Here is a 26,144-nt window from a genome sequence, read left to right as displayed (position 1 = left end):
ACTAATAAAACAAAGAATTATGTCAATAAAATTAGGAGATACAGCACCCAACTTTCAGTCAGATTCATCTGTTGGGGAGATTGATTTTTATGAATTTCTCGGAGATTCTTGGGGAATATTATTTTCTCACCCGGCAGATTTTACACCCGTGTGTACAACAGAGCTTGGCTTTACCTCAAAACTTCAGGCAGATTTCGAAAAGAAAAATACTAAAGTGATTGCGCTAAGCGTAGATGATGCAGAAGATCATAAAAAATGGATTGAAGATATCAATGAAACGCAGAATACGCAAGTACGTTTTCCTATTATTGCAGACAAAGACAGAAAAGTTTCAGAATTGTATGATTTTATTCATCCAAATGCTTCTTTAACTGCAACAGTTCGTTCTTTAATTATTATTGATCCTGAAAAAAAGGTAAGATTAATTATTACTTATCCAGCATCAACGGGACGAAATTTTAATGAAATTATGAGAGTTTTAGATTCTTTACAATTGGTAGATGAATATAAAATTGCAACCCCTGTAAATTGGATAGATGGTGATGATGTAATTATTCCTCCAACAATTCCTACGGTAGAGGCAGAAAAGTTGTATCCTAAAGGAGTGAAAGAAGTGAAACCTTATTTAAGATATACTCCGCAACCCAACAAATAGAAATTGGTTTTTTTTATTTATTATATAGTTTAGTTTGAATGAAAAAGCGGCAGTGGAATATTTTCCAAGCCGCTTTTGTCTAATTTATTTGTAATAGTTTATTTTATTTATTATCTAGCTTCGTTAGCAATCTGCTTCGCTTTTGCAGTCGGGATAAAAATACTGAAACCAACATTAAATGTAATATTTGAATTCAATCCTTCGTTACCAAAACCAGTTTGTCCTCTATATTTTACTAAACCTTCAAGACCAATGTTTGGAGTGATGAAGTAAGAATAACCAGGTCCTACACCAAAGTCGAAACCTGTAGTAGAATTTCCATTTTCAACACTTCTACCACCAAGTCCAGCGTTAGCTTCGAAGAACCAACGACCGTGGTTTAGCAAGTTATCAACACCTTTTTCTCCTGGTGAAAGGTAATATCTACCTAAACCTCCAACTCCGTAATTAAATTCTGTTGGGCTTCCGTTGGTTACTTTAGCAAAACCTAAGTCAACATATCCACCAACTGCAACATTATCTTCGATAAAGTAAGCACCTTTAGGCTGAATTTGAATATTATAACCACCACCAGTATTTAAACCAAAGTTACTAGAGATTAAGCTACTACCAACCATCCAGTTACCTTTTTGAATTTGTGCATTTGCTGTAGTAGTTAATCCTGCAACAGCTAATATTCCTGTAAGAATTAGTTTTTTCATAATTTATAATTTTAATAATTAATGTTTATTATTTTGAATATATGATGATACACAATAACTGTGCCAAACCAATGCAGGAATATGTTTTCGGGTGTAGGGGCTGGTTTCAACAGAATAGATATTTTTACAAAAAGTATTTTTTTTGATGATTTGATAATTGAAGATACCCAATTACCTCTTATATTAATAATAAAATAACTGCTGCAACAAGTCCAGCAACTGTAAATTTCATTCCACGTTTGAAGGCTTTGCTTTTAGGATTAAACATCCAGAAGCTGGAAATAACAAAAAAGAAAAGGCAAATTCCGAAAAATGCATTTAATGGCGACAATTTGTCTTCAGATTTAGCTTTGTGAAGTTTTGCCATTTTGTCTAACACATAAGGAAGCTCTTTTTTGCTGTATTTTGCCTGTCCGGTAGAAGAATCGTAAGTTCCCTGTTTAAATTTTAAAATACTTCCTTCAGTTTTTTGAACCTCCAGATTTTTTATTTTCAACTCTTTACCCAAAGATTTTTCATCCAGATTCTTATCAATTACTTTGTCGTATTTTATTTCTTTTTTTAGAAAATCGGTGTCTCTGTAGATCAATAAAACTCCACTTAGGGAATAAATTACCATAATTCCTGCCATAAAATATCCCAAATAACGGTGGGTAATTCTCATGAAGCTTTTTGTGTCTTTAATTTTATCCATATATATTGTTCATTTTAATTTCAAAAGTGGAAACTGCAAAATAGCAATTCCCACTTATGTAGTATTATTTATTTAATTTAAATATTTATAGTCTATAAGTCAGAGTGAAATAATAATTTCTAGGCACAATAGGATTCACAGAATAATTCTCGTGAACATTATAGTTGGCAACATCAAACAGGTTTCCAACTTTAGCCTGGATAGAAAATTTCTTCCAGTCGTATCCTGCAGATAAAGAAACAGTGGTGTAATCTTCAAGTTCAAATATTCTGCTGACTCCGTTTCTTTTCTGTAAACTGTTGTTTCCGGATTTCGTATCGTTCCATCCCGCCAATCTGTTTCCAATGTAATAAACTCCTGCTCCTAATTTTAAGCCCGGAACAAATTTAGTAAATTTATAAAATACAGAAGCATTTGCAGTGGTAGCAGGCGTTCTAACCAATCTCTGGTTTTCAACATAACCAAAAATGTCCGGAGTGTCTAGATATACAGAATTGTTATATGAAACACCCCCGATAATAGATAGGTTTTCTGTAGGATTTCCTGTAATATCCAGTTCTGCACCGCGGCTTCTCATTTTTCCGGCAAAATCTTTTGTAAGTCCGGTAGGATCTATTGGATTTCCATTATCATCTAAAGCAGCCTGATAATAATTTCTGTAAAGAATCTGGTAAACCGTTAGATTGATTGCCAAAGCATTGTTCCAGATATTCTTTTTAACACCCACTTCATATTGGTCGATATTGGTAGGTCGCAATGCTTCACCATCTCTCAGTTTTCCAACATTGGCAACAAAAGAATTGGTATATGTTGCAAATGCAGAAAGATTATCGTTAGGATTGTACACTAACCCAAGTTTTGGAGATATTGCCTGATCAGAGGAAGACGAGTTATCTGTGAATTTTTTCTCAGGAGAAGAATTAAGATTAACCAAACCGCCCGTAGAAGTTTTGAACTTTGTATTAATGGTCGGCATATTTTGAATGTAAGACCAACGTAATCCTGCAATTACTTTAAATTCTTTTGTAAGACTGATGAAATCCTGAGCATACACACCAATTCTTCTGGTATTGATTCTGTTTTTTTCCAGTTTTTCTGAATCTGGCATATTTCCGCCAATCCATGTTGAAGGATTATCAAGATACAAAATGCCGTTGCTGTTTCCGTTTGTTCCATACAAATAACTGTTTCCGTAAGCTAATCTGTTGGTCGGATTAAAGTAAGAATAAGAATCTGCAACACCATAATCTGCATCTGTTCCGAACAATACTTTATGATTAACTTTACCAGTGTTGAATTCACCATTCAAATTAACTTGTGCAGAAGTATAATTTTGTTCGTTGTAAGTTCTGTTTAAAGGTCTTTTGTAGAAAAGTCTGTCGGTAGATTTTTCATAACCCCATTGGATTCTTTCTGTTGAAAAATAATCTTTCGTATAATTTTGATAAGAAGATGTCGCATTTAAAGACCAGTTTTGGTTGAACTGATGATTGAAAGTTACGTTCGTGGAAACCTGCTCAACATTCTGAAACTGCCAATCTGTTCCTAAAAATGCAGTTCTTGGTAAAAGAGTATTCAATTTGTAGGTTAAACCATCACGTTCGGTGATAGAACCAAGACCAAAATCTGGTGTAAAATCATTTTTAAGATAATCTGCCTCTACAATTAGCTGAGATTTTTCGCTCAGATTAAATAAAAATGATGGGTTGAAATAATATTTTTCAGATTTTACAACATCTCTGAAATTTTCAGCATATTCATACGCTCCATTTACTCTGAAAGCTATATTTTTGGAAAGCGGACCATAAACATCCACGGTTGGTTTATAAGAATTCCAGCTTCCGGCATTCAACCCTACGCTTCCTCCAAAATTGAATTTAGGCTTTTTGGTAATCATATTAATGACACCTCCTGCAGCAGTATTTCCGTAAAGCATTGCATTTGCCCCTTTCAGAACTTCAACTCTTTCCAAGCCCGATACTTCAGGGAAAACTCCGCTGTTTATGCGGGATCCGTTTTTGAACATATTATCGTTTCCGAGAATGAAACCTCTACCACCAAAACTGTCTTGCGAGTTTGCTCTGGAAGAAGTTACATAAATACCGTTTACATTTTGTAGAACATCACTTAGCTGTTTTGCCTGTTGTTGCTCAATAATTTCGTGGGTTACTATCGATATGGGTTGTGGAGTTTCCATTATCGTAAGATTAGACTTTGTAGATAATGGTCTTGCTTTGTTGGGGTTTCCAGTTTTATGAAGATTCACGTCTTCAATAGTATGGATTCTTAGAGTATCTGCTTCAGCAAACTTTAATTGTGCATTTGCAGAAATGGCTGTAAATATTAAGCCTATTGCCAACAACTGTTTTTTCATGATAGTTTCTTAGTTATTTAGAGTGGTTTTAAATAAAGTGCAAATGTAAATTATTATTTAGAATTAATAAAAATTAATAACTGATTTTTGTCAATAAATGCTAATTTAGAAAGGTGGAATTTCTCCATTTTAAGCTAAAAAGATCCAATTTTATAATAACTTTGAAAAAAAATAGAATTATGCAATTGGTAAAAGTAGGTTTGTGTGCATTCGGGATGAGTGGAAAAGTTTTTCATGCTCCGTTTTTGAAAGAGCATCCGGGTTTTTATATTGCTGCAATTGTGGAGCGGAACAAACAGGATTCTAAAGAAAAATACAGCGATGCAACCATATATCGTTCTGTAGATGAAATGTTGAGTGAAGCAGACATAGATTTGGTAGTGGTAAATACTCCCGTTCAAACCCATTTTGAATTTGTAAAAAAAGCTTTAGAAGCTGGTAAAAATGTTGTTGTAGAAAAACCATTTACGGTAAATACAGCGGAAGCTGAAGAATTAGTGAATTTAGCCAAAGAAAAAAACTTATTTCTGAGCGTTTACCAAAACAGAAGGTTCGACAGAGATTTTTTGAAGGTAAAAGAAGTTCTTGCCACAAATGTTTTGGGAGAACTAAAAGAAGCTGAAATTAGATTCGACAGATTCCGGACTGAAGCCGGAGGAAAAGAACATAAAGAAAATCCTCAACAGAAAGGTTCCGGAACATTACACGATTTGGGTGCTCATCTTGTCGATCAGGCAACTCAACTTTTTGGCTTTCCTAAAAAGATTTTTGCAGATGTTTTCTCGATGAAAGGGACTGAATTTGCCAATGACTATTTCGAAATCCTTCTTCACTACGAAAATAATTTAATAGTAAGACTAAAATCTAGCACTTTCGTTAAAGAAGCACACTATGCATACAGTTTTCATGGAAGTAAAGGTAGTTTTTTACAGGAAAGAACAGATCATCAGGAAAATGAGCTTGTTGCAGGTGCTATTCCTATTTATGGAAAAGTATGGACTCAGCCTTTAGAAAAAGCAGATGGAATTCTTAATTTTATCAACGAAAAAAATCAAACAGAAAGAATTATAACTTCGAGTGAACCCGGAAATTACATGAATTATTATCAGCAGATTTACGAACACATTGTTTTTGGATATCCGCTTCCGTCACCTGCTGAAGAAATTATTCAGAATATGAAAATCATTGATGCTGCGATAGAAAGTTCTAAAACTGAAAAAAATATTTATTTCTAAAATTTTTAAGGGTTTGAATGCTGAAAATGATAGTTTATCAACATTCAAACCCTTCTATTTTTTATTCTCCCAGTAGTTCCTGAAGTTCTAGCCACCTCATTTCATGTAACTCAAGCTTTTCTGATATATTTTCCAGTTCTGCCGATAATGAAGCTATTTTTTCGTAGTCAGTTTCATTATTAAGCTGTTCCAGAATTTTGGCTCTTGTCTTCTCGAAATCAGGCATTTCTTTTTCAATGGTTTCCAGTTCTCTCTGTTCTTTGAAGGAAAGTTTCTTTTTGGAGTTTTGATTTTTAGATGCGACAGGTTCTGTAGGCTTATCTGAATTTTTTTCCTCTGCAGTTTTTATTTTTTTATCATCCTGTTTTTGGTTTCCGTCCTCAATTTTTTTACTTTCTCGGTATTCGGAGAAGTTTCCGACAAAATCTTTAATTTTTCCATCACCTTCAAATGCAAGAATATGATCTACAATTCTATCCATAAAGTAACGGTCGTGAGAAACAATGATTAATGAACCCTGAAACTGTTGCAGAAAGTTTTCGAGAACCGTTAAAGTAGGAAGATCCAAATCATTGGTAGGCTCATCGAAAATAAGGAAATTAGGATTCTGATACAGGATGTACATTAAATGCAGTCTTCTTTTTTCACCTCCAGAAAGTTTGGAAATAGGAGAGTACTGTGTTTGGTCATCAAACAAAAATAATCTTAAAAACTGCGATGCCGAAAGACTTTTTCCGTTAGCTAACGGATAATATTCTGCTGCTTCTTTAATGAAGTCTATTACTCTCTCGTCTTCTTTATATTGAAGCCCTTTTTGAGAAAAATATCCAAAATGAATGGTTTCTCCGGTTTCAATTTCGCCTTGGTTGGCTTTTTCAAACCCTTGAATAATATTAAGTAAAGTAGATTTTCCGGCTCCGTTTTTACCAATAATTCCTACTTTTTCGCCCCTCTGAAAGGTATAACTGAAATCTTTCAGCAAAACTTTATCTCCAAAACTTTTATCGATATTTTTAAGTTCAAGAATCTTATTTCCCAAACGTTTCATTTCAAAATCGAGTTCTAAACCTTGTTTTCTGGTATCTGTTTTTGCTACTTTTTCAGTTTCATAAAAGGCATCTATTCTAGATTTAGATTTTGTGGTTCTTGCTTTTGGCTGCCTTCTCATCCATTCCAGTTCTTTACGGTAAAGATTATTGGCTTTGTCTATGGTTGCCTCCATATTATCTTCCCGAATCATTTTATTCTCAAGATAAGTGGCATAAGAACCATTGTGAAAGAATAAATTTTGGTCTTCCATTTCCCAGATAATATCGCAAACACTATCTAAAAAATAACGGTCGTGAGTTACTAAAAGTAACGTGATTTTTGCTTTGTTTAGATAATTTTCGAGCCATTCTACCATTTCCACATCCAGGTGGTTGGTTGGTTCGTCCATAATAAGTAATGTATGGCGATGTTCTGCACGGGTTTCTGTAAGGAGTTTTGCCAAAGCTACACGTTTAATCTGTCCTCCGGAAAGATTTCCCATTTTGGCATTTAGGTCTGTAATTTTCAGCTGAGAAAGAATCTGTTTCATTTCATTCTCCAGATCCCATGCTTTGTGAACTTCCATTTCTGCCAAAGCTTTTTCTATGAATTCTGAATCGGTAGACTCTAAAGATTTATGATAATTTTTAAGAGCCTGAATAGGTTCAGAATGAAGTGTCATCATATATTCGTCTATCGTGAGATGAGAATCAAAATCAATTTCCTGATCAAAAAGTACTACTTGTATATCTTTATTAATAATTACGTTTCCGCTGTCTGCGATTTCTTTGCCCATTAAAATTTTCAGCAGAGTAGATTTTCCGCTCCCGTTTTTGGCAACAATGGCAATTTTTTCTCCTTCGTTAATATTAAAACTAATGTTTTTGAATAAAGTTCTTATCCCGTAGGATTTGGTAAGATTCTCAGCAGCAACGTAATTCATCTAATTATAAATTTTGTGCTGCAAAAGTACAAAATATTAGATGTTTAATAATCGTCATTATGCGTTAGGATGATTGAAATTAAAAGTTACACAGATTAAATTTCAATTTTAAGATAGATATGTAAATTAATCTTTCAAAAACTTTTCATAATAAACTTTATTTTTTGTCTGAATTTTCAAATAATAGGTTCCTTTTGCAAAATCTTCAACTTTGATAGATTTTTGGGATGATTTTACAATAAATCTACCCAAATTATCGTAGACCTCTGTTGAAATAATGTCTGCTTCGGTAACGATATTTAGGATGTTTTTTACGGGATTGGGGAAAATGGTTAATTCTTTTTCTTTAACAAGCTCTGAAGCATTTAATGTTGAATTATAAAAATTTCCGAAATTTAAAATTCCATATCCCATTTGATTGGTATGAGAAGGGTAGAGTGAAGCAGTTTGTCTTAATTTTGTTCTCATTAAATCTCTGTTCATTGTTGGAAATGCCTGAATAAGGCACGCTACACCACCAGCTGCAACGGGTGTTGCTAAAGATGTTCCGGAAGACGTGAATAATGAATTGTTGTTTACTGTATTAGTATTGGTTCCTCTTGCACTTGCATCAGGTTTTATAATTCCGGAAGAATTGGGACCAAAAGATGAAAATACCGAAGAATTTCCTGCAGAATCTACGGCTCCGATGCTAAAAACTTTTGCGTTATCGGCGGGTGTTGTAATATAATGCCACGGATTTTCCCCTGAATTTCCTGCAGCAACTAATACGAAAATACCTTTGTTAACGGCAATTTCGCTTCCTCTTGCTATAAAGGAAGTAGAACCGTTCATTTGGGCATAACTGTAGTTATATTTAGAATCATCGAAAACGTTGTATCCTAAAGAAGTTGTAATGATATCTACTCCTTTTCTGTCGGCTTCTTCCGCAGCTTCAATCCAGTATATTTCTTCTTCGGGAATTTCAACATCTGCATTTTCGCTTCTATAAAGATAAAAATCTGCATCGGGAGCAGAACCTACAAATGTGTTGGCGAGATAACCTCCCATTGCACCTAAGACAACCGTTCCATGAATATTGAGAGAAGTATTGTAAATATCATTGCTTTTGGTGACAAAATCATAACCTCCTTTTATCTGATTTTGTGTCCACAGTCTTGAAAATGCCGAACCCGAATTAACCGTAGGGAATCCTGTATCTATTACAGCAACAGTAACTCCGGTTCCTGTGAATCCTGCTAAATGCAGTGTTCTGAGATTAATCTGATCGATTTGGTCTGAACCTGAACCGTAATTAAAAACCGTGAGATTTTTTTGTATCAGTTCGTAATCTGACCATTTATTTGTATTCTGAGATTTTAAAGATAAAGAAGAATTTTTAGCAAAACTTTCTACAGATTGTACGAAAGTCTGCGATTTAATAATATTCACCTGTGCCTGATTTACGGTAAGGGCAACACCATTCAGCCATTTAGAATAATCGGTAATGGTAAATCCTAAATTTTGTAACGCCTGAATGTAAGACTGCTCAATGGGAGCATCCTGATCGTTAAGCGGAATTCCGAGAGTGGTTCTTCTGTTTAATGATTTCTGACTAAGCTCTGAGAGCGGATTGGCGTAAAAAGAAGCTTTGTTGGGTTTGTCTTTAAAGTAAACAAACACAAGTTCAGATTGGGCATAAGAAATTGTGTAACCAGCTATAAAACAAATCAGTAAAAATTTTCTCATCAACAAATTTTTTTTAAAGATAAAACAAAATCAATAAAATTTTTGAATGGATTTTAAATTCCTTATTTTTACACCAATATTTGAGCATAAAACCTATTTCATCATTTGGATTATTGAGAGAAATGGTTTTATCAATAAAATTAAATGAGATATGAAGAAAATTCAGATGGTAGACTTGCAAAGTCAATACTACAAAATAAAAAATGACGTAGATAATGCGGTTCTCAATGTAATGGATTCTGCAGCTTTCATCAACGGACCAGAAGTGAAATCTTTTCAGAATGAACTGGAAACTTATTTGGATGTAAAACACGTAATTCCTTGTGCCAACGGAACCGATGCTTTGCAAATTGCTTTAATGGCTCTTGACTTGAAAGAAGGTGATGAAATTATTACTTCTGATTTTACTTTTGCTGCCACTGTAGAAGTTATTCATTTACTGAAGCTAAAATCTGTTTTGGTGGACGTAGATTACGATACTTTTACCATTTCTGCAGAAGCTATTAAAAAGGCGATTACTCCAAAAACAAAAGCCATTATTCCTGTACATCTTTTTGGGCAGTGTGCCAATATGGAAGAAATTCTGAAGATTGCCGAAGAAAATAATCTTTATGTAATTGAAGATAATGCTCAGGCTATTGGTGCAGATTTTATCTTTTCGGACGGAAGTACAAAAAAATCCGGAACAATGTCTACGGTAGGAACTACTTCATTTTTTCCATCTAAAAATTTAGGCTGTTACGGAGACGGAGGAGCTATTTTTACCAATAATGACGAGTTAGCTCACCGATTGAGAGGAATTGTTAATCATGGTATGTACGAAAGATATTATCATGAAGAAGTGGGAGTGAATTCTCGTTTAGACAGTATTCAGGCAGCAATTTTAAGAAAAAAATTACCAAATTTAGATACTTATAACGAAGCAAGAAGAAAGGCAGCAGATTATTATGATGAAGCTTTTGCAGGAAACGAAAATATTTTAACGCCTAAAAGAGCAGAAAATTCTACGCACGTTTTTCATCAGTATACTTTAAGAATTTTAAACGGAAAACGTAACGAATTGCAGAAGTTTCTTAATGAAAAAGAAATTCCGGCAATGATTTATTATCCGGTGGCTTTAAGAAAACAGAAAGCTTACTTTCAGGAAAGCAATGATGCCGACTTTATAAATACAGACCAACTGTTAGATCAGGTAATTTCACTTCCGATGCATACCGAATTAGACGAAGAACAGCTGAAGTATATCACAGATGCTGTTTTAGAGTTTATGAAATAAGAGGTAATTGCAAAACATCAAACATAAATTTAATAAATAAATATGGCAATTTTAGTCACAGGCGGACTTGGATATATTGGTTCTCACACGGTTGTAGAACTTATTAATAACGGATTTGAAGTGGTTATTGTAGATGATTTATCCAATTCGGAAAAATTTATTTTACATAATATTGAAGAAATTACAGGAAAAAGACCTGTTTTTTATCCTTTCGATTTAAAGAGAAAAGAACTTCTAACTCAGGTTTTCGATGCTCACGAGATTGAAGGATGTATTAATTTTGCTGCCTTTAAAGCAGTAGGAGAGAGTCAGGAAAAACCTATTGATTATTATGAGAATAATTTATTTTCTTTAATTAATATTCTTCAGGAATTTAAAACAAGAAATATTTCAAACTTTATTTTCAGTTCATCTTGTACTGTTTACGGACAGGCAGATGAAATGCCTATTGATGAAAATACTCCATTGAAAATGCCAGAAAGCGTTTATGGTAAGACCAAACAGATGGGAGAGGAAATTCTGAAAGATTTTGCCATGGGTTATCAAAGAAAAATTTGTCTTTTAAGATATTTTAATCCTATTGGAGCACATCCTTCTTCTTTGTTAGGAGAATTGCCTATTGGTATTCCTAACAATTTGGTTCCTTATGTTATGCAGACGGCAGCAGGAATTCGAGAAAGACTCAGCGTTTGGGGAAATGATTATCCTACAGAAGACGGAACTGCAATTAGAGATTATATCTATGTAGTAGATTTGGCAAAAGCTCACGTTGCGGCCTTAAAAAATCTAATGAGCAAAAATTCTGGCGAAACGATTGTAGATGTTTATAATCTCGGAACCGGAAAAGGCTCGTCTGTTTTAGAGGTAGTACAGGCTTTCGAAATTGCTAATAATGTTTCCGTTCCTTATAAAATCTGCGACAGAAGAGAAGGAGATATTACCATTGCTTATGCAAATGCAGATAAAGCAGAAAAAGAATTAAACTGGAAATCTGATACTTCTTTAGAACAAGCCTTAAAAACGGTGTGGGAGTGGCAGAAATATTTAGAATCTAGAAATAAATAATAAAAAAAATCGCAGCAAATTTATTATTTTGATTTACTTTTGCGAAGATAAAATACAAAACAAAGCATGAAAACGCAAAGAATAGGTATTACATTTTCCTCATTTGATTTACTGCACGCAGGGCATATTAAAATGCTTGAGGAAGCAAAAACCGTGTGCGATTACCTTATAGTTGGACTTCAGATCGATCCTTCCCATGATCGCCCAACAAAAAATAAACCGACTCAGACTATTGTAGAAAGATACATTCAGCTAAAAGCAGTAAATGCCGTAGATGAAATTATTCCTTATTACACGGAACAAGATTTGGAAGATATTCTGAAGTCTTTCGTGATAGATGTAAGAATTATTGGTGATGATTATCTCGACAGAGATTTTACCGGAAAGAAATACTGCGAAGAAAAAGGGATTGAAATTTTTTATAATAAAAGAGATCACCGTTTTTCATCAAGCGATTTAAGAAAAAGAATTTACGAAGCCGAATTAGCAAAAACAAAATAAAAAAATCCCGAATAAATTTTTATTCGGGATTTTTTTATGATTAATTCTAGCTTACATTGGACCTTGCTGGTCGTCTCCGGTAGCATTAGAATTAATATCCTTTTTACGTTTTGGCTGTTCCACTTTTTCACCCTGTTTAAATCTGTAGGTTAAAGAAAGTGCAAACTGTCTTGGTTGCCACTGCATATAAGATTCTCTTGAAAATTCTGCTGTAGTCGTTGTACTTCTCATTGCACGAGTATTGAAAATATCCTGAATATTGAAGCTTAAAGTACCATTCCCATTCCAGATTGTTTTGGAAGCTCCGAAGTTGAGAGCATACATATCTTCTCTGTTTTGGTTGGTTGTTTTCTGTGGACCTCTGTAAAAGCCCTGAAACTGAAAGCTGAAAGTTTTATCTATTTTTACTGTTGAGGTGAGTCTTGCTCTGGTAGAAAATCCTGTACCTTCGAAAGACATGGGTTGAGTAATCATTATAGGATCGTAATAAACTCCAGTGGTTTTATACCCGAATAAATCTACGTTTCCTAAAAATTTCAACCATTTTGTAGCATCCCAATTGAAATTCAAATCTAAACCATAACGGTCATCACTTCCTAAATTGATAGGTTTTGTTTTAAAAACTCCATTATCAGAATATACAAGCATTTTTACATCATCATTCGTATGTCTGTAGTAAAAAGTTGGGTTTATAGTAAGTTTGCTCTTAGAAATACTGTACCCCAATTCATAAGAATCTACATAGGAAGGATTAAGATCTATATTTCCTTCGAAGATATTCTGATTATCAGAGTAACTTGGGTTCGGAATTAAGAACCACGATCTCGGTCTGTCTATTCTTCTGGAATAATTAAGCAAAAACTGATTGTCTTTTGCAACTTCATAGCTCAAAAATACAGTAGGAAATAAGTTATTGTATTTTTTAGTGTTATCTATTGCAGAATTAGGATTTAAATTAGAATATTTAATATCAACATTAGAATATTCATCTCTTACCCCAACCTGATAGCCAAGTTTTCCAATTTTACTTTTAAACTGAAGATATCCGGCATTAAACATCTCTCTGTAATTGGCATTGTAAGTAAAATCATTCAGAGAGAAATAATCTGTTACAGGAGAATATCTTTCTAAAACATCATTATCATAAGTATTGTCGTTGATGTCTATTCTGTAACCTGCTTCAATTTTTGAATTTTCACCAATTGGAAGTTCATAATCTGCTTTTCCAATGAGTGTTTTATTTCTGGTGGTTTGGTTAATAGCATTTTGTAATTCAAAAGCATTGTTCGAAAGCTGATCAACATTCGTATCGTTATAAGATCTGTTGCTTTGAAGACTTAAGGAAAGCGAAAGATTTTGACCATTATCATCAAATTTATGATCTAACCCCAAATCTCCCTGAAATGCCAAATTATTGTTAGAACCATTATTAATTCTTTCATTAAACAGGGAAGGAGCATTCAGAAACTGATAGTTATATGTAATGTTCCCCATATTCTCACTGTCGAAAGTTCTTACCGTTGCAGAAGCATTTAAGGAAGTTTTATCATTAAAATCGTAAACAATACCAGTTGAAGCATTGTAGTTATTGTTTTTACTGGTAATGATAGATTCCTGATCGGTTTTGGTTCTTTGCCCGTTTGCAGCATTAAAGAAAGTAGCATTGTTTCGGTTGGTATTCTTAGATTCTCTGTAACCTCCGCCACCGTTTAAAAACCAGGTTAAATTACCTTTTCTCCAGCTTAAATTAGTATTAAGATTGGTTTGAGGCAAATATCCTAAAGTTCCGATAACACTTCCGTTAAATCCGGTTTTTTTAGATTTTTTAAGAATGATATTCAAAATACCTGCGGTTCCGCTGGCTTCAAATTTAGAAGAAGGATTGGTAATTACCTCGATTCTTTCGATCTGATCTGCCGGAATACTCTGAAGTGCATTGGCTCCGTCATCAATTCCCAAAAGAGCAGAAGGTTTACCATTAATTAAAAATTTCACATTAGAACTTCCTCTCATAGAAACTGTTCCGTCTGTTTCAACAGAAACTGAAGGAACATTAGACAGAACATCCTGCAAATTTCCACCTTTGCTTACAATATCCTGAGAAGGATCGTAGGTTCTTTTATCCAATTCTACTTTATAAGGCTTGGTTGTAGCTGTTATCGTTACTCCCTGAATTTCCTGCGTTTTTACATTGGTAGAAGAAGATTCTGGTTCAATAGAAAGAGAGCCGATACTTCCAGGTTTGCTAATTTGTTTGTTGATAACACTTTTCTTGTAATCTATTGCCTCAACAGAAATGTCGTAATTTCCGGGATTAATTTCTAATTTATAATTCCCTTTTTCGTCGGTAAGAGTAGCGTCGCTGAAAAGTTTGTTCTGCTTATGCGTAAATGTTACTGATGCATAAGGTACAGGCTGATTGCTTTTGTCTACAATGGTTCCTGAAATTCCTACTTTTTCCTGAGCAAATGCCATTACCGCTGCCGAAAGTACAAAAGTAAGTCCTAATGTTTTTCTGGTGAAAATACTGATTATTTCCGTCTGATTCATAGATATTCTTTTTATGAAACTGAGCATTATAAATGCTGCAATTTCACGGTTTACTTAAATTTAATTTTAGAGATATTTTTCAATAATTTGAAATATCAATTTTTTGTATTAGAGCCTGTTTAAATTTCATTCAATAAATTTTAGTCTTTACTTATTTAAACGGGTTAATTATTTAATATTTTTAGAATTCAACCAATCCTGATAAGCTTTTGCGTTTACAGCATGCTCTTCTGCATTATCCGTGAATTTGTGATAGCCTAATCTCGAAGGATCTGCACACATAAAAATATAATTATTGTTTTCTGCATTTAAAACTGCATCTACCGAATTTTTATCTACCACGCAAATAGGTCCCGGCGGAATTCCTTTGTTGGCGTAAGTATTATAAGGAGACGGAGTAGACAGATGCTTAAAAAAAACTCTTTTAATAGGTTCTTTGAAGTTAGTCTGTTTATTAATAGCGTAAATTACTGTAGGATCCGACTGAAGTTTCATTCCTTTTTTATATCGGTTAATATAAAGTCCAGCAATAGTCTTCATTTCATCGGGTTTTCCACCAGATTCTTTATAAACGATGGAAGCTAATGCATAAATTTCATCTCTCGTTAAACCCGATTGCTTTTCCCTGTTTTTTCTTTCTTCATTCCAAAATTTTTGATACTGATCATCAAATTTTGAAAAAAATTCCTGAGGTGTAACCGTCCAGAAAAAATTATAGGTATCTATAAAAAAGTATTTTTTAAGATCTTCTGCATTTTTGTATCCTTTTTCTATAGCTATTTTATCCAGATCATTTACAAAACGTAAAGAATCGAGTTCTGTTTTTCGGCTGACTTTCCCAATCATTTGGTAAACATCTCCAAAATCTCCGATTCTGAAAGAATTGGCAGTCTGGTTTCCTGCTTTTATCATGTTGACCAAACTGGTATTGCTTGCTCCTTTTTGAAAGTAATATCTTCCAGGTTTAAAATGCTGATCCAAATTTTTATCTTTCGCAACCTCTTCAAAAGATGATTTATTCTGAACAAATGGTGCTATAGAATCTAATATCTGATTGAATTTTGAACCGTGAGGAATTAAAACATAGCCGTCTTTGGGTACATTGCTGCCATAATATTTTTTATAAAATTTAAACCCAAAGAAACCTGCAACCGCAAGAAGCACCAAAATGATAATAAGAGTAGCTTTTTTCATTGCTGAAATAAGATTAATAGTTTTTTTATTATAAATTAAATCGAAAGATCTATTTTACCTCGAAATACCTGTTTTGCAGGACCTTCAAGCCAGATGTTGAGAAAACTTTCTCCCTTTTTTTCTGCATACACCTTCAATTTACCTCCTAAAGTTTCTACCTTCACCGTGTTTAGATTGTTTTTTTCAAGAAAAGTTAAAGCAGATGCCGTAACTCCCGTTCCGCAACTGAAAGTTTCATCCTCAACACCTCGTTCATAGGTTCTTACGAAAATCTCTTCGTCAGAAATTTTTTCAACAAAGTTTACATTAATCCCTTTCTCTTGATAAGTTGGAGAATATCTTATTTGTTTTCCTTCAGCAAATACATTAAAAAGATCAATATTGTCAACATATTTTACGTAGTGAGGAGAACCTGTATTCAAAACTGAATCGTTTCCATCCAATGAAATATTTTCAACATCAATCATTTTAAGTTTTACAATACCATTTTTAATTTCGGCTTCATGTTCTCCGTCTATGGCTATAAATGTGCATTTTTCTTCGAAAATATCCAGAAAAAAGGCAAAAGCGACAAGGCATCTTCCGCCGTTACCACACATGGTGCTTTCTCCACCATCAGAATTATAATATACCATTTTGAAGTCGTATTGAGCATCATTTTCAAGAAGAATTAATCCGTCTGCACCGACTCCAAATCTTCTGTCGCACAATTTTTTTATTATCTTCTGATCTTTTGGGAACTGAAGATCACGATTGTCTATCATCACAAAATCGTTTCCGGTACCCTGATATTTATAAAATTCCATATAATATTGCTTTAAAATCAAGCCTACAAAAATACTCTATTTTACATGAAAAAACGAACAGTAAAAACTGTCCGTTCTTTTTTATTGATTTACAGATTATCTGAATCCGCTACCGCGATTATTCTGGTTGGTATTTTGCGGTGCTTCGGATCTGGTATTCCCGGAATTGCTGTTTCTGAACCCGCTACCATTATTACTTCTCGGTGTCTGCTGCGGATTTACGTTGGGCGACTGATTTCTGAATCCGCTATTATTAGAATTACTTCTGTTTTGAGAAGAATTCCTAAACCCGTTATTTCCATTGTCGTAACGTGGGTTTCTTACACTATTATTGCTTGGTTGGTTTCTGAAACCGCTATTCTGTATTTGAGCATTAGAATTTTGTCTTTGTATATACACTCTGTTTCTGTTATTTCCATAATAATACGGAACACCATTATCGTAATAGTATCTCATATCATTTCGGTAATAATATCCGTCATTTCCATAATATCCGCCACTGCCGTAATAACCTTGAGGAGCGTAATAATATCCATTATCGTAGTAAGGTTCTCCGTAGGTTGCATACCCCTGATTATAAGCTAAACATGATGTTAAACTTATAGAGATCCCGAGTCCTAAAACTATTTTTATAATATTTTTCATAATTGTTCAATTCTCTTTTGGTTGAAACTGTTTTTCCACGCAATAAATCCAATTACTGCCATTACAGTAAATACCAAATATTGAACCGAAGTGATTCCGTAACCTTTATAAATATACATTGGTATGGATGCTAAATCTCCAATAATCCAAAAAATCCAGTTTTCAATACGTCTTTTCGCCATTAGCCACATTCCTACCAAAAATATGGAGGTAATTACAACATCCAGCCAATTTGCCCAGTCAAGATGATGAATCCCAGCAATTGTGTTGTTGTCGGAAAAAAGATTGTCGATTAAGGGTTTGTAATAATATATTGAAGTAACAAGAATTAAGCTGAACACAAAAAGAATACAAGAATATACCCAGTCTTTTTTGCTTGCCCAATTTACATCCACATTTATTAGATTGTCTGAACTTTTAGCCCACAAAATCCAGCCATAAATGCTCATTACGGTATAATAGACATTAATCATGCAGTCTCCCAGTAATCCTGCGATGAAGAGAAGATAAACATAAATGATTGTGGAAACAATACCTGTAGGATAAACCCAAATATTTTTTTTAATTGAAAATAATACACTCAGAATACCGAAAACTGTTCCTGCTATTTCTAATGTTATCTGTAAAGTAGAGGCTGTTTCGTAAGGTTTTATGAAAAAATCATATACATTCATAGCATCAAAAATAAATAAAATCAGGCATACTCAATATAATATTTTTATAAGATGTAAATCAGTTTTTTATATCTTAAAAATGAAAGCAATTCATAAAAACTGAATAATAAATGTTAATTTCTCTAAAATTTTTATATTTTCGTAAATCTTTAATTAAATAAAATTATATGTCAAAAATTTGGGCTAAAAAACCAATGAGTGCCTATGAGGCTGATATTCAGAAAAGTGAGCTAAAGCGTGTTTTAGGAAAATGGAGTCTTACTGCAATTGGTATCGGGGCGATTATTGGTGGAGGAATATTTGTTCTTACCGGAACCGGTGCATACTATAATGCAGGACCAGCATTGGCATTATCTTTTGTTATTGCAGGAATTGCGTGTGTTTTTGCAGCATTGTGCTACGCAGAATTTGCCTCTATTCTTCCTGTTGAAGGTTCTGCTTATGCGTATGCTTATGGTACTGTAGGAGAAATTTTTGCATGGATTATCGGTTGGGGGCTTATTTTGGAATATGCTATGGGGTCTATGACTGTTGCAGTTTCTTGGTCTGGCTATTTCGGGAAGCTTCTTAAAATGTTTGGTCTTCATTTACCTTATTGGATTACTACTGACCCGGGAACAGCTCATAAAGCTTTCGGGGAAGCCACAAAACAAATAGCGGAAGGGAAATTACCTGCAGATAAAATTTTATCTTTTCAGGAAACCATCAATAACTTTAATGCAGCGCCGGAACTTTTCAATATGAAGATTTTTCTTAATCTTCCAGCACTTTTAATTGTTTTATTTGTTATCTGGATTTTATTAAGAGGTACAAAAGGAGCGGCAAAAGCCAATAATTTTATTGTAATTTTAAAAGTTTCAGCTATTATTTTTGTCATTATTGCAGGTTTGTTTTTTATTGACACTGCAAACTGGACTCCTTTCATTCCGGAGCCAAAAGTTATTACAGAAAATGGAGTTTCGCACTCTGCGTATGGTTTGGCGGGAATTGTAGCCGGAGCTTCTGCAATCTTTTTTGCCTATGTGGGGTTTGATGCCGTTTCTACCCAAGCGGGAGAGGCTATTAATCCCAAAAAAGATGTTCCTTTTGCGATTATTGCATCTTTGGTAATATGTACTTTGCTTTATATTTTGGTGTCTCTTGTTCTTACAGGAATGATGAATTATAACGATTTTAATCCGCTAGGAAAATATCCCGATGCTATAAAAGCTCCTGTAGCTTATGCTTTTGATATTGCCGGACAAGCTTGGGCAGGTTATATTATTACAGTTGCAGCAACGGTAGGTTTAATTTCGGTATTAATGGTAATGATTATGGGACAATCCAGAATTTTTCTTGGAATGTCTAAAGATGGATTAATTCCTTCTACATTCTCTAAAGTAAATTCAGAAACGGGAGTTCCTAGAAAAAATCTTCTTATTTTGGGAGCTGTAATTGCTGTAGTTGCATCTTTAACCCCCATTAATGATTTAGCACACATGACCAGTTTTGGGACTCTGTTTGCCTTTACAATGGTTTGTGTTGCAGTTTGGGTTTTAAGAGTAAAAGAACCGAATCTTCAGAGAAATTTTAAAGTTCCTGCATTACCGCTTATTGCGTGTTTAGGTATCGGAATTAATGTTTATCTTATTTTCAATCTTAGTAAAGAAGCTCAAATGTATTCTTTAGGTTGGTTGTTAATCGGTTTTGTAATTTATTTTCTGTACAGTATCAGAAATTCAAAATTGCAGAAAGGAGAGCTTGGCGAAACATTTAAAGCAGAGCAGAAACCTCTCGAAAAATTTGATATTGATATCGATAACAAAAATTAATTTTTACATTAATAACCTTAAAATCATATGAAAATATTGCATATGAAGCTTCTTTGCTTTAGCTATTTATTTACTATATCATTTTATAATTGCCAAAATTCCTACACACCTTTAAAAATGATTAAAGTATTAGGTAGTTTAACAAAATCAAAATTGATTTTACAAAGTGAGTTAAGTGAATTAATTTCAAGTAATAAATGTAAGTACTTGAATAAAGATAGAAGTTATTCTGCGCCAGTAGGATTGTTTGCTAAAAATGATGTGAAAAATGCAGCAAAAGGTATTGATGAATGGATTGAATTAGATAAGGGAATGCTTATGTTTTTAAGGATTATAAGTGGGTTCCGTATGATAAATCGGGATCTACGCAATTAAATGTAAATTTCGATTCATTAATTTGTGAATAAAAAATAAAACAGAATCTGTGGAAGTTTACTTGTTGTGTTTCTAGGATTTAAAAATTTTAAAATAGAATTCCGCTTCATGCGGAATTTTTTATAATATTAAAGTTTATGAAAAAAATATTGCTACTTTCGTTTTGTATATTGAGCTTAGGGTGTTTCTCCCAGAAAATTGAAAGTTTTACAACCATTTTTAATGATAAAATAAGTATCAGAGCAATCGAATTGCATGATGGTAAGGTTTGGTACAGCGGAACGGATTCTAAATTCGGTTACGTAGACTTGAAAAATCCTAAAAATCAGAAACAGATACTGTTATCCGATAAAAAACTTCAATTCAGAACTTTGGCTCAAGACAAAAAATATTTTTTTGCCATCAATGTAGAAAGACCTGCAGAGTTTTTTAAAATTGATAAAAAAAGTTTACAATATGAAGTAATATCTAAAGATACAGCAAAAACTGCTTTTTATGATGCTTTGATGTTTCATAACCGAAAGTTTTACACGTTAAGCGATCCGGATCATAATCTTAAACTTAAATTTCTAGAATTCGATTATAATAAAAATCATTTTAATTCTAAATTATACGATAATCCTTTGTTAAGAAAAGGGGAAGGAGCTTTTGCGGGAAGTAACACCAATATTTCTGCATTTAAAGACTGGATCTGGATTGCAACTTCGTGGAAAATACTAAGACTAAACCTGAAAAATAATGCTATTGAACCATTTTATACAGGCATGGAAACTGGTTTTTCAACGGGGATATTTTCTATTGACTTTTACGATGAAAATTTTGGTATTGCTGTTGGAGGAAATTATATGTATCCTGAAGATAATCAAAGTAATATTGCGACAACCACTAACGGTGGTAAAGATTGGAAAGTGCAGGCTTCCGGTAAAAATGGAGGATATAAATCTTGTGTGAAAATAAGACCACGAAGTAAAGGAAAAGATATTATTGCAGCTGGTTCTAAAAATATTGAATTTTCTGATGACTACGGCAAATCCTGGACAACAATCTCTAATGAAAACGGCTTTTTCGTTTGCAAATGGATAAACAAAAATACAGTGGTTCTTGCCGGAAAAGATAAAATTGCAGTAATGAAACTTCAATGGTAGACATTTAAAACTACTATCACTTAATACTTTTTAATTCGGAAGTATTGGTTAATTTTGCAGAAAGAAATTTTAATATTTCTAATTTTTTTAAATCTATTATAGTTCTACATGAATTCGTTAATCAACAAATATAATATTCCCGGACCTCGTTACACATCTTATCCTACCGTTCCTTATTGGGATGAAGCTACTTTTTCGGCAGAAAAATGGAAATCCAGTGTTATTAGGTCTTTCAATGAAAGCAATTCGGCGGAGGGAATTTCAATTTATATCCATTTACCGTTTTGTGAGGCATTATGCACATTTTGTGCGTGTCACAAACGTATAACTAAACAACACAGTGTAGAAATACCTTATCTGGAAAGTGTACTGAAAGAATGGCAGTTGTATTTACAGCTGTTCAGCGAAAAACCAAAGCTGAAAGAACTCCATTTGGGTGGCGGAACTCCCACTTTTTTCTCTCCGGAAAATTTAAAAACATTATTGCAGGGGATTTTTGAAACTGTAGAAATTGCCGAACATCCAGAATTTTCTTTTGAAGGACATCCCAACAATACAACCAGAGAGCATCTTCAGACTTTATACAATTTAGGTTTTAGAAGAGCGAGTTTCGGCGTGCAGGATTACGATTTAAAGGTGCAAAAAGCCATTAACAGAATTCAGCCTTTCGAGAAAGTAAAAGAAGTTACCGAGCTTGCAAGAGAAATTGGCTACACAGGAATTAGTCATGATTTGGTTTTTGGGCTTCCTCATCAACATTGGGACGCAATGGAACATACCATCCGAAAAACTTTGGAACTGAAGCCGGATCGTCTTGCTTTCTATTCTTATGCGCACGTTCCGTGGGTAAAAGGAGTAGGACAGAGAGGTTTTGATGAAAGCGATTTGCCAAGTGGTGAAGAAAAACGCCGTCTGTATGAAAACGGGAAAAAACTTTTACAGGAATTAGGATACATAGAAGTAGGGATGGATCATTTCTCTTTGGAACACGACGATTTGTACCAATCTCTAATTCATAAAAAGCTTCACAGAAATTTCATGGGTTACACATCGAGCAAAACCCAGCTAATGGTTGGCTTGGGAATGTCTTCTATATCAGATTCCTGGTATGCTTTTGCACAGAATGTGAAAACGGTTGAAGAATATCAGAAAATTGTTGAAGAAGGAGAAATTCCTGTAATGCGTGGACATATCCTTAGCGAAGAAGATCTGCTCATAAGAAGACATATTCTTAATCTGATGTGTCAGTTGGAAAGTACTTTCGAAAATAAAAATGCCATACCTGAGCTGGAAAATGCCTTTAATATGCTTTCTGAAATGGAGCGCGATGAGTTGGTGGAAATTAATGGAGATCAAATAAAAATTACTGAAAAAGGTCGTGCTTTCACAAGAAATGTTGCTATGGTTTTCGATCTCAGAATGATGAGAAATAAACCTGAAACAAGGATATTTTCCATGACAATTTAAGTTGAAATTTAAAATAAATACAATGCTCAGATTTTTTTAATTTGAGCATTTTTTTGTGTATAAATATATTTCTTTTACAAGGTAATCTTTTGAAATTTAATTGTTTGTATGTAGAAAGTGTCTTTTTTTTCATGAAACAATAAAAATACTTTTATTATTTGTTGAAAATAATAGTCAATATATCTGAAAATAAACGATTTCTGCTGCGTAAAATTCATAAAATATCAATAAATTCATTATATTTGCCGACTTAATTTAACGTAGTCATAACAAAATGCAAGGAAAAGGACTTATTACAATTATTGCGATTGTATTAGGGCTAATATGCTTAAACGAGCTATTGCCCACCTGGTACGCAAGCAAAATTGAATCGCAGATTGAAGCTGCGAACGGGAACGAAAAAGAGATTAGGAGACTGAAGGAAGATACTCTCCATCTGGGTTTTACAGATCTTTATTATGCTAAAGCGAAAGATAAAGAAATGAAATTGGGTCTCGACCTTAAAGGGGGAATCAATGTTCTATTGGAAATCAATCAGAGAGATCTTGTAAATGATTTAACAAATTATTCTACCAATCCTGTTCTTATTGAAGCTCTTAACAGAACCGACGAATTACAGAAAAATTCATCAAAATCTTATATTGATAATTTTTTCACAGAATTTGATGCGGTAAATAAAGCTAAAGGAGCTAATCTTAAACTTGCAGATCCTGAAATTTTTGGAAATGCCAATCTTTCTGAAATTAAATTCAATACGTCTGATGAGCAGGTAAAAAGTATCGTTAAAAAGAGAATAGATCTTTCTGTAGGTACTGCCTTTGAAGTTATCAGAACAAGAATCGATAAATTAGGAGCTATTCAGCCAAACGTACAGAGAGTTCCGGGAACGGCTAGAATTTCTGTTGAAATGCCAGGAATGAAGGATATCGATAAGGTAAAGAAAATGCTTCAGACTTCTGCTAAACTTCAGTTTTGGGAAATACAGCAGATTCAGGAAGTTGCACCTTATTTTCAGACTTTAACTTCTACTATTGCTGCAAAAGGAGATTCTATGGGAGTTGCAAAAAATGTGAACTTTATGAATCTTTTGCAGTTGGATAAACTGAGAACCAGTGGTGTAGCAAGTGTAAAACTTTCTGATACTGCTACGGTAAACAAAATTTTGAACAGTAAAGTTGCACAGGCTTTAAGACCTGCAAACATGAAGTATACCCAGTTTATGTGGGGATACAAACCAGAATCTACCGATACAAACAGCTTGGTATTGTATGCGATAAGAGGAAATATCAACCAAAAAGCTCCAGTAGATGGTGCTGTAGAATCTGCAAAAATCAATTATGATGAATTAAGCAGAGTAGTGGTAGATATGCAGATGGATTCTAAAGGTGCTAAAGAATGGAAAACACTTACTGAAAAAAATGTTGGTAAGCCAGTGGCTGTTACTTTAGATAACAGAGTATACACTGCCCCAAATGTTGTAGGTGCAATCCCGAACGGTAGAACACAAATCTCCGGTAATTTCTCTCAGGAGGAAGCAAAAGAATTGGTAGATGTTTTAGGTGCGGGTAAACTTCCTGCAGGTGCTAAAGTTGTTCAGGCTACACAGGTAGGTCCTTCTTTAGGAGAAGAATCTATTCATGCAGGGATGATTTCTTTTGCGATTGCATTCCTTATTATTATTGTATATATCGTTTTCTATTACGGTGGAGCTGGTGTTTATGCAGTTTTTGCAATGATCATCAACTTATTTTATATTTTCGGAATTATGGATTCCGGAGACTTTACTCTTACCCTTCCGGGTATTGCGGGTATGGTATTAACGATGGCAATGGCCGTGGATACCAATGTAATTATCTATGAAAGAACGAAAGAAGAACTTTTTGCAGGGAAAAGTATTTTTGATGCCTATAAAGATGGTTTCAAACACGCTTTAAATGCGATTATTGATGGTCACCTTACTACTTTATTAACGGCGGTTGTACTATTTTTCTTCGGAACTGGTCCTATTAAAGGTTTTGCCTTAACATTGATGATTGGTGTGGTAATGACGTTATTTACTTCAGTGGCATTATCCCGAGTAATGATTTTCTCTAGACTTGAAAAAGGTAAAGGTCTTTCTGTTTGGACTGCTCCAACAAAAAATCTTTTTAGAAATACTTGGATCGACTTTATTGGTAAGAGAAAAATCGCTTATGCAATTTCAATTGTATTAACAGTAATCAGCTTAATTTCAATTTTTACGAACGGTTTTAGATATGGTATCGATTTTACCGGTGGTAGAAATTATGTAGTAAGATTCGATAAGCCTGTAAATGCAGAGGATATCGAAGGTAAATTAACAAACTATTTTAAAACTGATGATGGTAAAAATTCTTCTGTAGAAGTTAAAACTTTCGGTAATAATAATCAGCTGAAAATTTCTACCGATTATTTAATCAATGATGAGTCTCTAAAAGCTGACCAGATTATTGAGCAGAAATTATATGAAGCATTAAAATCTGATTTGCCTGCGAAATCAACTTTAGTAGATTTTAAGAGTGCTTATAAAGGAAATACAGGTATTGTTTCTTCTGAAAAAGTAGGTCCAACTGTAGCAGATGATATTCAGAAGCACGGTATTTTGGCGGTAGTTGCAGCTTTGGGAGGTATTTTCATTTATATCTTGTTAAGATTTAGAAAATGGCAGTTCTCTTTAGGTGCAGTTGCAGCGTTATTCCACGATGCGGTAATTATTTTGGGAGCATATTCTTTGTTCCACCGAGTTATGCCATTCAACATGGAGATTAATCAGGATTTTGTTGCGGCAATTCTTACCGTTTTGGGTTATTCAATCAACGATACGGTAATTATCTTCGACAGAATTAGAGAATATCTTAGAGAAAAGAAATCTATTACATTGGCAGGACTTTTCGATGACTCTATTTCCAGTACTTTAGGAAGAACCTTCAATACCACTTTTACGGTGTTATTGGTTATCTTGGCTATTTTCATCTTCGGAGGAGATAACCTTAGAGGGTTCATGTTTGCATTATTAATTGGTATTGGATTTGGAGCTTATTCATCAGTATTCATTGCATCTGCAATTGCATACGACTTCCTGAAAACAGGAAAAGAAGAAGAGGTACACGGTAAAACTACTACCAATAAAGAAGTTCTTGCTTCAAAATAAATTTAAACTACATTAAATACTAAAAGAGCTTTCCAATTAATTGGGAAGCTCTTTTTTCATGGACACTTTTCATTAAAATTTTTAATTTCAAAAATAATAATAACTAT

General features: G+C 33.8%; 20 protein-coding genes. 10 read left to right on the top strand and 10 right to left on the bottom strand.

Translation table 11 applies throughout. The features are described 5' to 3' along the window. The first annotated feature begins 19 nt into the window (after window positions 1–19). The gene (locus MTP08_RS07450) at window positions 20–655 is read left to right on the top strand and encodes a peroxiredoxin (protein WP_209390485.1); all 636 of its coding nucleotides are present in this window, start codon (window positions 20–22) and stop codon (window positions 653–655) included. A 110-nt stretch (window positions 656–765) separates the two neighbouring features. On the opposite strand, the gene MTP08_RS07445 is transcribed toward MTP08_RS07450, so the two are convergent. The 3 genes from MTP08_RS07445 to MTP08_RS07435 form a co-directional block, all read right to left on the bottom strand. Then, complete coding sequence (locus MTP08_RS07445) at window positions 766–1,356, bottom strand: hypothetical protein (protein WP_243575424.1); 591 nt, start codon at window positions 1,354–1,356, stop codon at window positions 766–768. Window positions 1,357–1,534: 178 nt separating this feature from the next. Beyond that, window positions 1,535–2,050 carry a hypothetical protein gene (locus tag MTP08_RS07440; RefSeq protein WP_243575423.1) on the bottom strand — a complete coding sequence of 172 codons (516 nt, stop codon included), beginning with the start codon at window positions 2,048–2,050 and terminating at the stop codon, window positions 1,535–1,537. Between the two features lie 85 nt (window positions 2,051–2,135). Next, window positions 2,136–4,424 (bottom strand): TonB-dependent siderophore receptor, encoded by a 2,289-nt coding sequence (locus MTP08_RS07435; RefSeq protein ID WP_243575422.1) that lies wholly within the window; start codon window positions 4,422–4,424, stop codon window positions 2,136–2,138. A 179-nt stretch (window positions 4,425–4,603) separates the two neighbouring features. Here MTP08_RS07435 and MTP08_RS07430 point away from each other — a divergent pair, with 179 nt between their 5' ends. After that, entirely contained in the window at window positions 4,604–5,659 is a 1,056-nt protein-coding gene (locus tag MTP08_RS07430; RefSeq protein WP_243575421.1) for a Gfo/Idh/MocA family oxidoreductase, read from the top strand. Between the two features lie 61 nt (window positions 5,660–5,720). Here the strand turns inward: MTP08_RS07430 and MTP08_RS07425 are convergent, their stop codons facing one another. Both MTP08_RS07425 and MTP08_RS07420 read right to left on the bottom strand, forming a co-directional pair. Continuing rightward, window positions 5,721–7,631 (bottom strand): ABC-F family ATP-binding cassette domain-containing protein, encoded by a 1,911-nt coding sequence (locus MTP08_RS07425; RefSeq protein WP_243575420.1) that lies wholly within the window; start codon window positions 7,629–7,631, stop codon window positions 5,721–5,723. 126 nt (window positions 7,632–7,757) lie between these two features. Next, window positions 7,758–9,359, bottom strand: a complete 1,602-nt coding sequence (locus MTP08_RS07420; protein WP_243575419.1) for a S8 family serine peptidase — start codon at window positions 9,357–9,359, stop codon at window positions 7,758–7,760. A gap of 151 nt (window positions 9,360–9,510) precedes the next feature. Between MTP08_RS07420 and MTP08_RS07415 the strand changes: the two genes are divergently transcribed. The 3 genes from MTP08_RS07415 to MTP08_RS07405 all read left to right on the top strand — a co-directional run bounded on the left by MTP08_RS07415 (window position 9,511) and on the right by MTP08_RS07405 (window position 12,201). After that, complete coding sequence (locus MTP08_RS07415; RefSeq protein WP_243575418.1) at window positions 9,511–10,635, top strand: DegT/DnrJ/EryC1/StrS family aminotransferase; 1,125 nt, start codon at window positions 9,511–9,513, stop codon at window positions 10,633–10,635. 42 nt (window positions 10,636–10,677) lie between these two features. Further along, window positions 10,678–11,700 (top strand): UDP-glucose 4-epimerase GalE, encoded by a 1,023-nt coding sequence (galE, locus tag MTP08_RS07410; protein ID WP_243575417.1) that lies wholly within the window; start codon window positions 10,678–10,680, stop codon window positions 11,698–11,700. Window positions 11,701–11,766: 66 nt separating this feature from the next. After that, window positions 11,767–12,201, top strand: coding sequence for an adenylyltransferase/cytidyltransferase family protein (locus MTP08_RS07405; protein WP_243575416.1), 435 nt, complete (start codon window positions 11,767–11,769; stop codon window positions 12,199–12,201). A 51-nt stretch (window positions 12,202–12,252) separates the two neighbouring features. Here the strand turns inward: MTP08_RS07405 and MTP08_RS07400 are convergent, their stop codons facing one another. The 5 genes from MTP08_RS07400 to pnuC form a co-directional block, all read right to left on the bottom strand. Further along, complete coding sequence (locus tag MTP08_RS07400; protein WP_243575415.1) at window positions 12,253–14,751, bottom strand: TonB-dependent receptor domain-containing protein; 2,499 nt, start codon at window positions 14,749–14,751, stop codon at window positions 12,253–12,255. Window positions 14,752–14,919: 168 nt separating this feature from the next. Beyond that, window positions 14,920–15,945, bottom strand: coding sequence for an endolytic transglycosylase MltG (mltG, locus tag MTP08_RS07395; RefSeq protein WP_243575414.1), 1,026 nt, complete (start codon window positions 15,943–15,945; stop codon window positions 14,920–14,922). Window positions 15,946–15,980: 35 nt separating this feature from the next. Further along, window positions 15,981–16,751 carry a diaminopimelate epimerase gene (gene dapF, locus MTP08_RS07390; protein ID WP_243575413.1) on the bottom strand — a complete coding sequence of 257 codons (771 nt, stop codon included), beginning with the start codon at window positions 16,749–16,751 and terminating at the stop codon, window positions 15,981–15,983. A gap of 96 nt (window positions 16,752–16,847) precedes the next feature. After that, on the bottom strand, window positions 16,848–17,396 hold the full coding sequence (locus MTP08_RS07385) for a hypothetical protein (RefSeq protein WP_243575412.1): 549 nt from the start codon (window positions 17,394–17,396) through the stop codon (window positions 16,848–16,850). Beyond that, window positions 17,393–18,070 carry a nicotinamide riboside transporter PnuC gene (gene pnuC, locus MTP08_RS07380; protein ID WP_243575411.1) on the bottom strand — a complete coding sequence of 226 codons (678 nt, stop codon included), beginning with the start codon at window positions 18,068–18,070 and terminating at the stop codon, window positions 17,393–17,395. The genes MTP08_RS07385 and pnuC overlap by 4 nt, the downstream gene beginning before the upstream one ends. A gap of 167 nt (window positions 18,071–18,237) precedes the next feature. Between pnuC and MTP08_RS07375 the strand changes: the two genes are divergently transcribed. The 5 genes from MTP08_RS07375 (at window position 18,238) to secD (ending at window position 26,037) form a co-directional block, all read left to right on the top strand. Then, window positions 18,238–19,881 carry an APC family permease gene (locus MTP08_RS07375; protein ID WP_317232998.1) on the top strand — a complete coding sequence of 548 codons (1,644 nt, stop codon included), beginning with the start codon at window positions 18,238–18,240 and terminating at the stop codon, window positions 19,879–19,881. A 117-nt stretch (window positions 19,882–19,998) separates the two neighbouring features. Continuing rightward, the gene (locus tag MTP08_RS07370) at window positions 19,999–20,256 is read left to right on the top strand and encodes a hypothetical protein (protein WP_243575410.1); all 258 of its coding nucleotides are present in this window, start codon (window positions 19,999–20,001) and stop codon (window positions 20,254–20,256) included. 137 nt (window positions 20,257–20,393) lie between these two features. Further along, window positions 20,394–21,401 carry a WD40/YVTN/BNR-like repeat-containing protein gene (locus MTP08_RS07365; RefSeq protein ID WP_243575409.1) on the top strand — a complete coding sequence of 336 codons (1,008 nt, stop codon included), beginning with the start codon at window positions 20,394–20,396 and terminating at the stop codon, window positions 21,399–21,401. A gap of 108 nt (window positions 21,402–21,509) precedes the next feature. Beyond that, complete coding sequence (hemN, locus tag MTP08_RS07360; protein ID WP_243575408.1) at window positions 21,510–22,868, top strand: oxygen-independent coproporphyrinogen III oxidase; 1,359 nt, start codon at window positions 21,510–21,512, stop codon at window positions 22,866–22,868. 274 nt (window positions 22,869–23,142) lie between these two features. After that, window positions 23,143–26,037, top strand: a complete 2,895-nt coding sequence (gene secD / locus MTP08_RS07355) for a protein translocase subunit SecD (protein WP_243575407.1) — start codon at window positions 23,143–23,145, stop codon at window positions 26,035–26,037. Window positions 26,038–26,144: the final 107 nt, after the last annotated feature.

The sequence above is a fragment of the Chryseobacterium oryzae genome (assembly GCF_022811665.1).
In the GTDB taxonomy this organism is placed as follows: domain Bacteria; phylum Bacteroidota; class Bacteroidia; order Flavobacteriales; family Weeksellaceae; genus Chryseobacterium; species Chryseobacterium oryzae.
The sequence above is the reverse complement of the archived record's forward strand: the minus strand, read 5'-3'. Positions and strand labels throughout refer to the sequence as shown.

Bases quoted from the DNA above. Each gene is read 5' to 3' on its own strand.
- MTP08_RS07450 (WP_209390485.1), top strand. From the start codon at position 20: ATGTCAATAAAATTAGGAGATACAGCACCCAACTTTCAGTCAGATTCA.
- MTP08_RS07445 (WP_243575424.1), bottom strand. From the start codon at position 1,356: ATGAAAAAACTAATTCTTACAGGAATATTAGCTGTTGCAGGATTAACT.
- MTP08_RS07440 (WP_243575423.1), bottom strand. From the start codon at position 2,050: ATGGATAAAATTAAAGACACAAAAAGCTTCATGAGAATTACCCACCGT.
- MTP08_RS07435 (WP_243575422.1), bottom strand. From the start codon at position 4,424: ATGAAAAAACAGTTGTTGGCAATAGGCTTAATATTTACAGCCATTTCT.
- MTP08_RS07430 (WP_243575421.1), top strand. From the start codon at position 4,604: ATGCAATTGGTAAAAGTAGGTTTGTGTGCATTCGGGATGAGTGGAAAA.
- MTP08_RS07425 (WP_243575420.1), bottom strand. From the start codon at position 7,631: ATGAATTACGTTGCTGCTGAGAATCTTACCAAATCCTACGGGATAAGA.
- MTP08_RS07420 (WP_243575419.1), bottom strand. From the start codon at position 9,359: ATGAGAAAATTTTTACTGATTTGTTTTATAGCTGGTTACACAATTTCT.
- MTP08_RS07415 (WP_243575418.1), top strand. From the start codon at position 9,511: ATGAAGAAAATTCAGATGGTAGACTTGCAAAGTCAATACTACAAAATA.
- galE (WP_243575417.1), top strand. From the start codon at position 10,678: ATGGCAATTTTAGTCACAGGCGGACTTGGATATATTGGTTCTCACACG.
- MTP08_RS07405 (WP_243575416.1), top strand. From the start codon at position 11,767: ATGAAAACGCAAAGAATAGGTATTACATTTTCCTCATTTGATTTACTG.
- MTP08_RS07400 (WP_243575415.1), bottom strand. From the start codon at position 14,751: ATGAATCAGACGGAAATAATCAGTATTTTCACCAGAAAAACATTAGGA.
- mltG (WP_243575414.1), bottom strand. From the start codon at position 15,945: ATGAAAAAAGCTACTCTTATTATCATTTTGGTGCTTCTTGCGGTTGCA.
- dapF (WP_243575413.1), bottom strand. From the start codon at position 16,751: ATGGAATTTTATAAATATCAGGGTACCGGAAACGATTTTGTGATGATA.
- MTP08_RS07385 (WP_243575412.1), bottom strand. From the start codon at position 17,396: ATGAAAAATATTATAAAAATAGTTTTAGGACTCGGGATCTCTATAAGT.
- pnuC (WP_243575411.1), bottom strand. From the start codon at position 18,070: ATGAATGTATATGATTTTTTCATAAAACCTTACGAAACAGCCTCTACT.
- MTP08_RS07375 (WP_317232998.1), top strand. From the start codon at position 18,238: ATGTCAAAAATTTGGGCTAAAAAACCAATGAGTGCCTATGAGGCTGAT.
- MTP08_RS07370 (WP_243575410.1), top strand. From the start codon at position 19,999: ATGATTAAAGTATTAGGTAGTTTAACAAAATCAAAATTGATTTTACAA.
- MTP08_RS07365 (WP_243575409.1), top strand. From the start codon at position 20,394: ATGAAAAAAATATTGCTACTTTCGTTTTGTATATTGAGCTTAGGGTGT.
- hemN (WP_243575408.1), top strand. From the start codon at position 21,510: ATGAATTCGTTAATCAACAAATATAATATTCCCGGACCTCGTTACACA.
- secD (WP_243575407.1), top strand. From the start codon at position 23,143: ATGCAAGGAAAAGGACTTATTACAATTATTGCGATTGTATTAGGGCTA.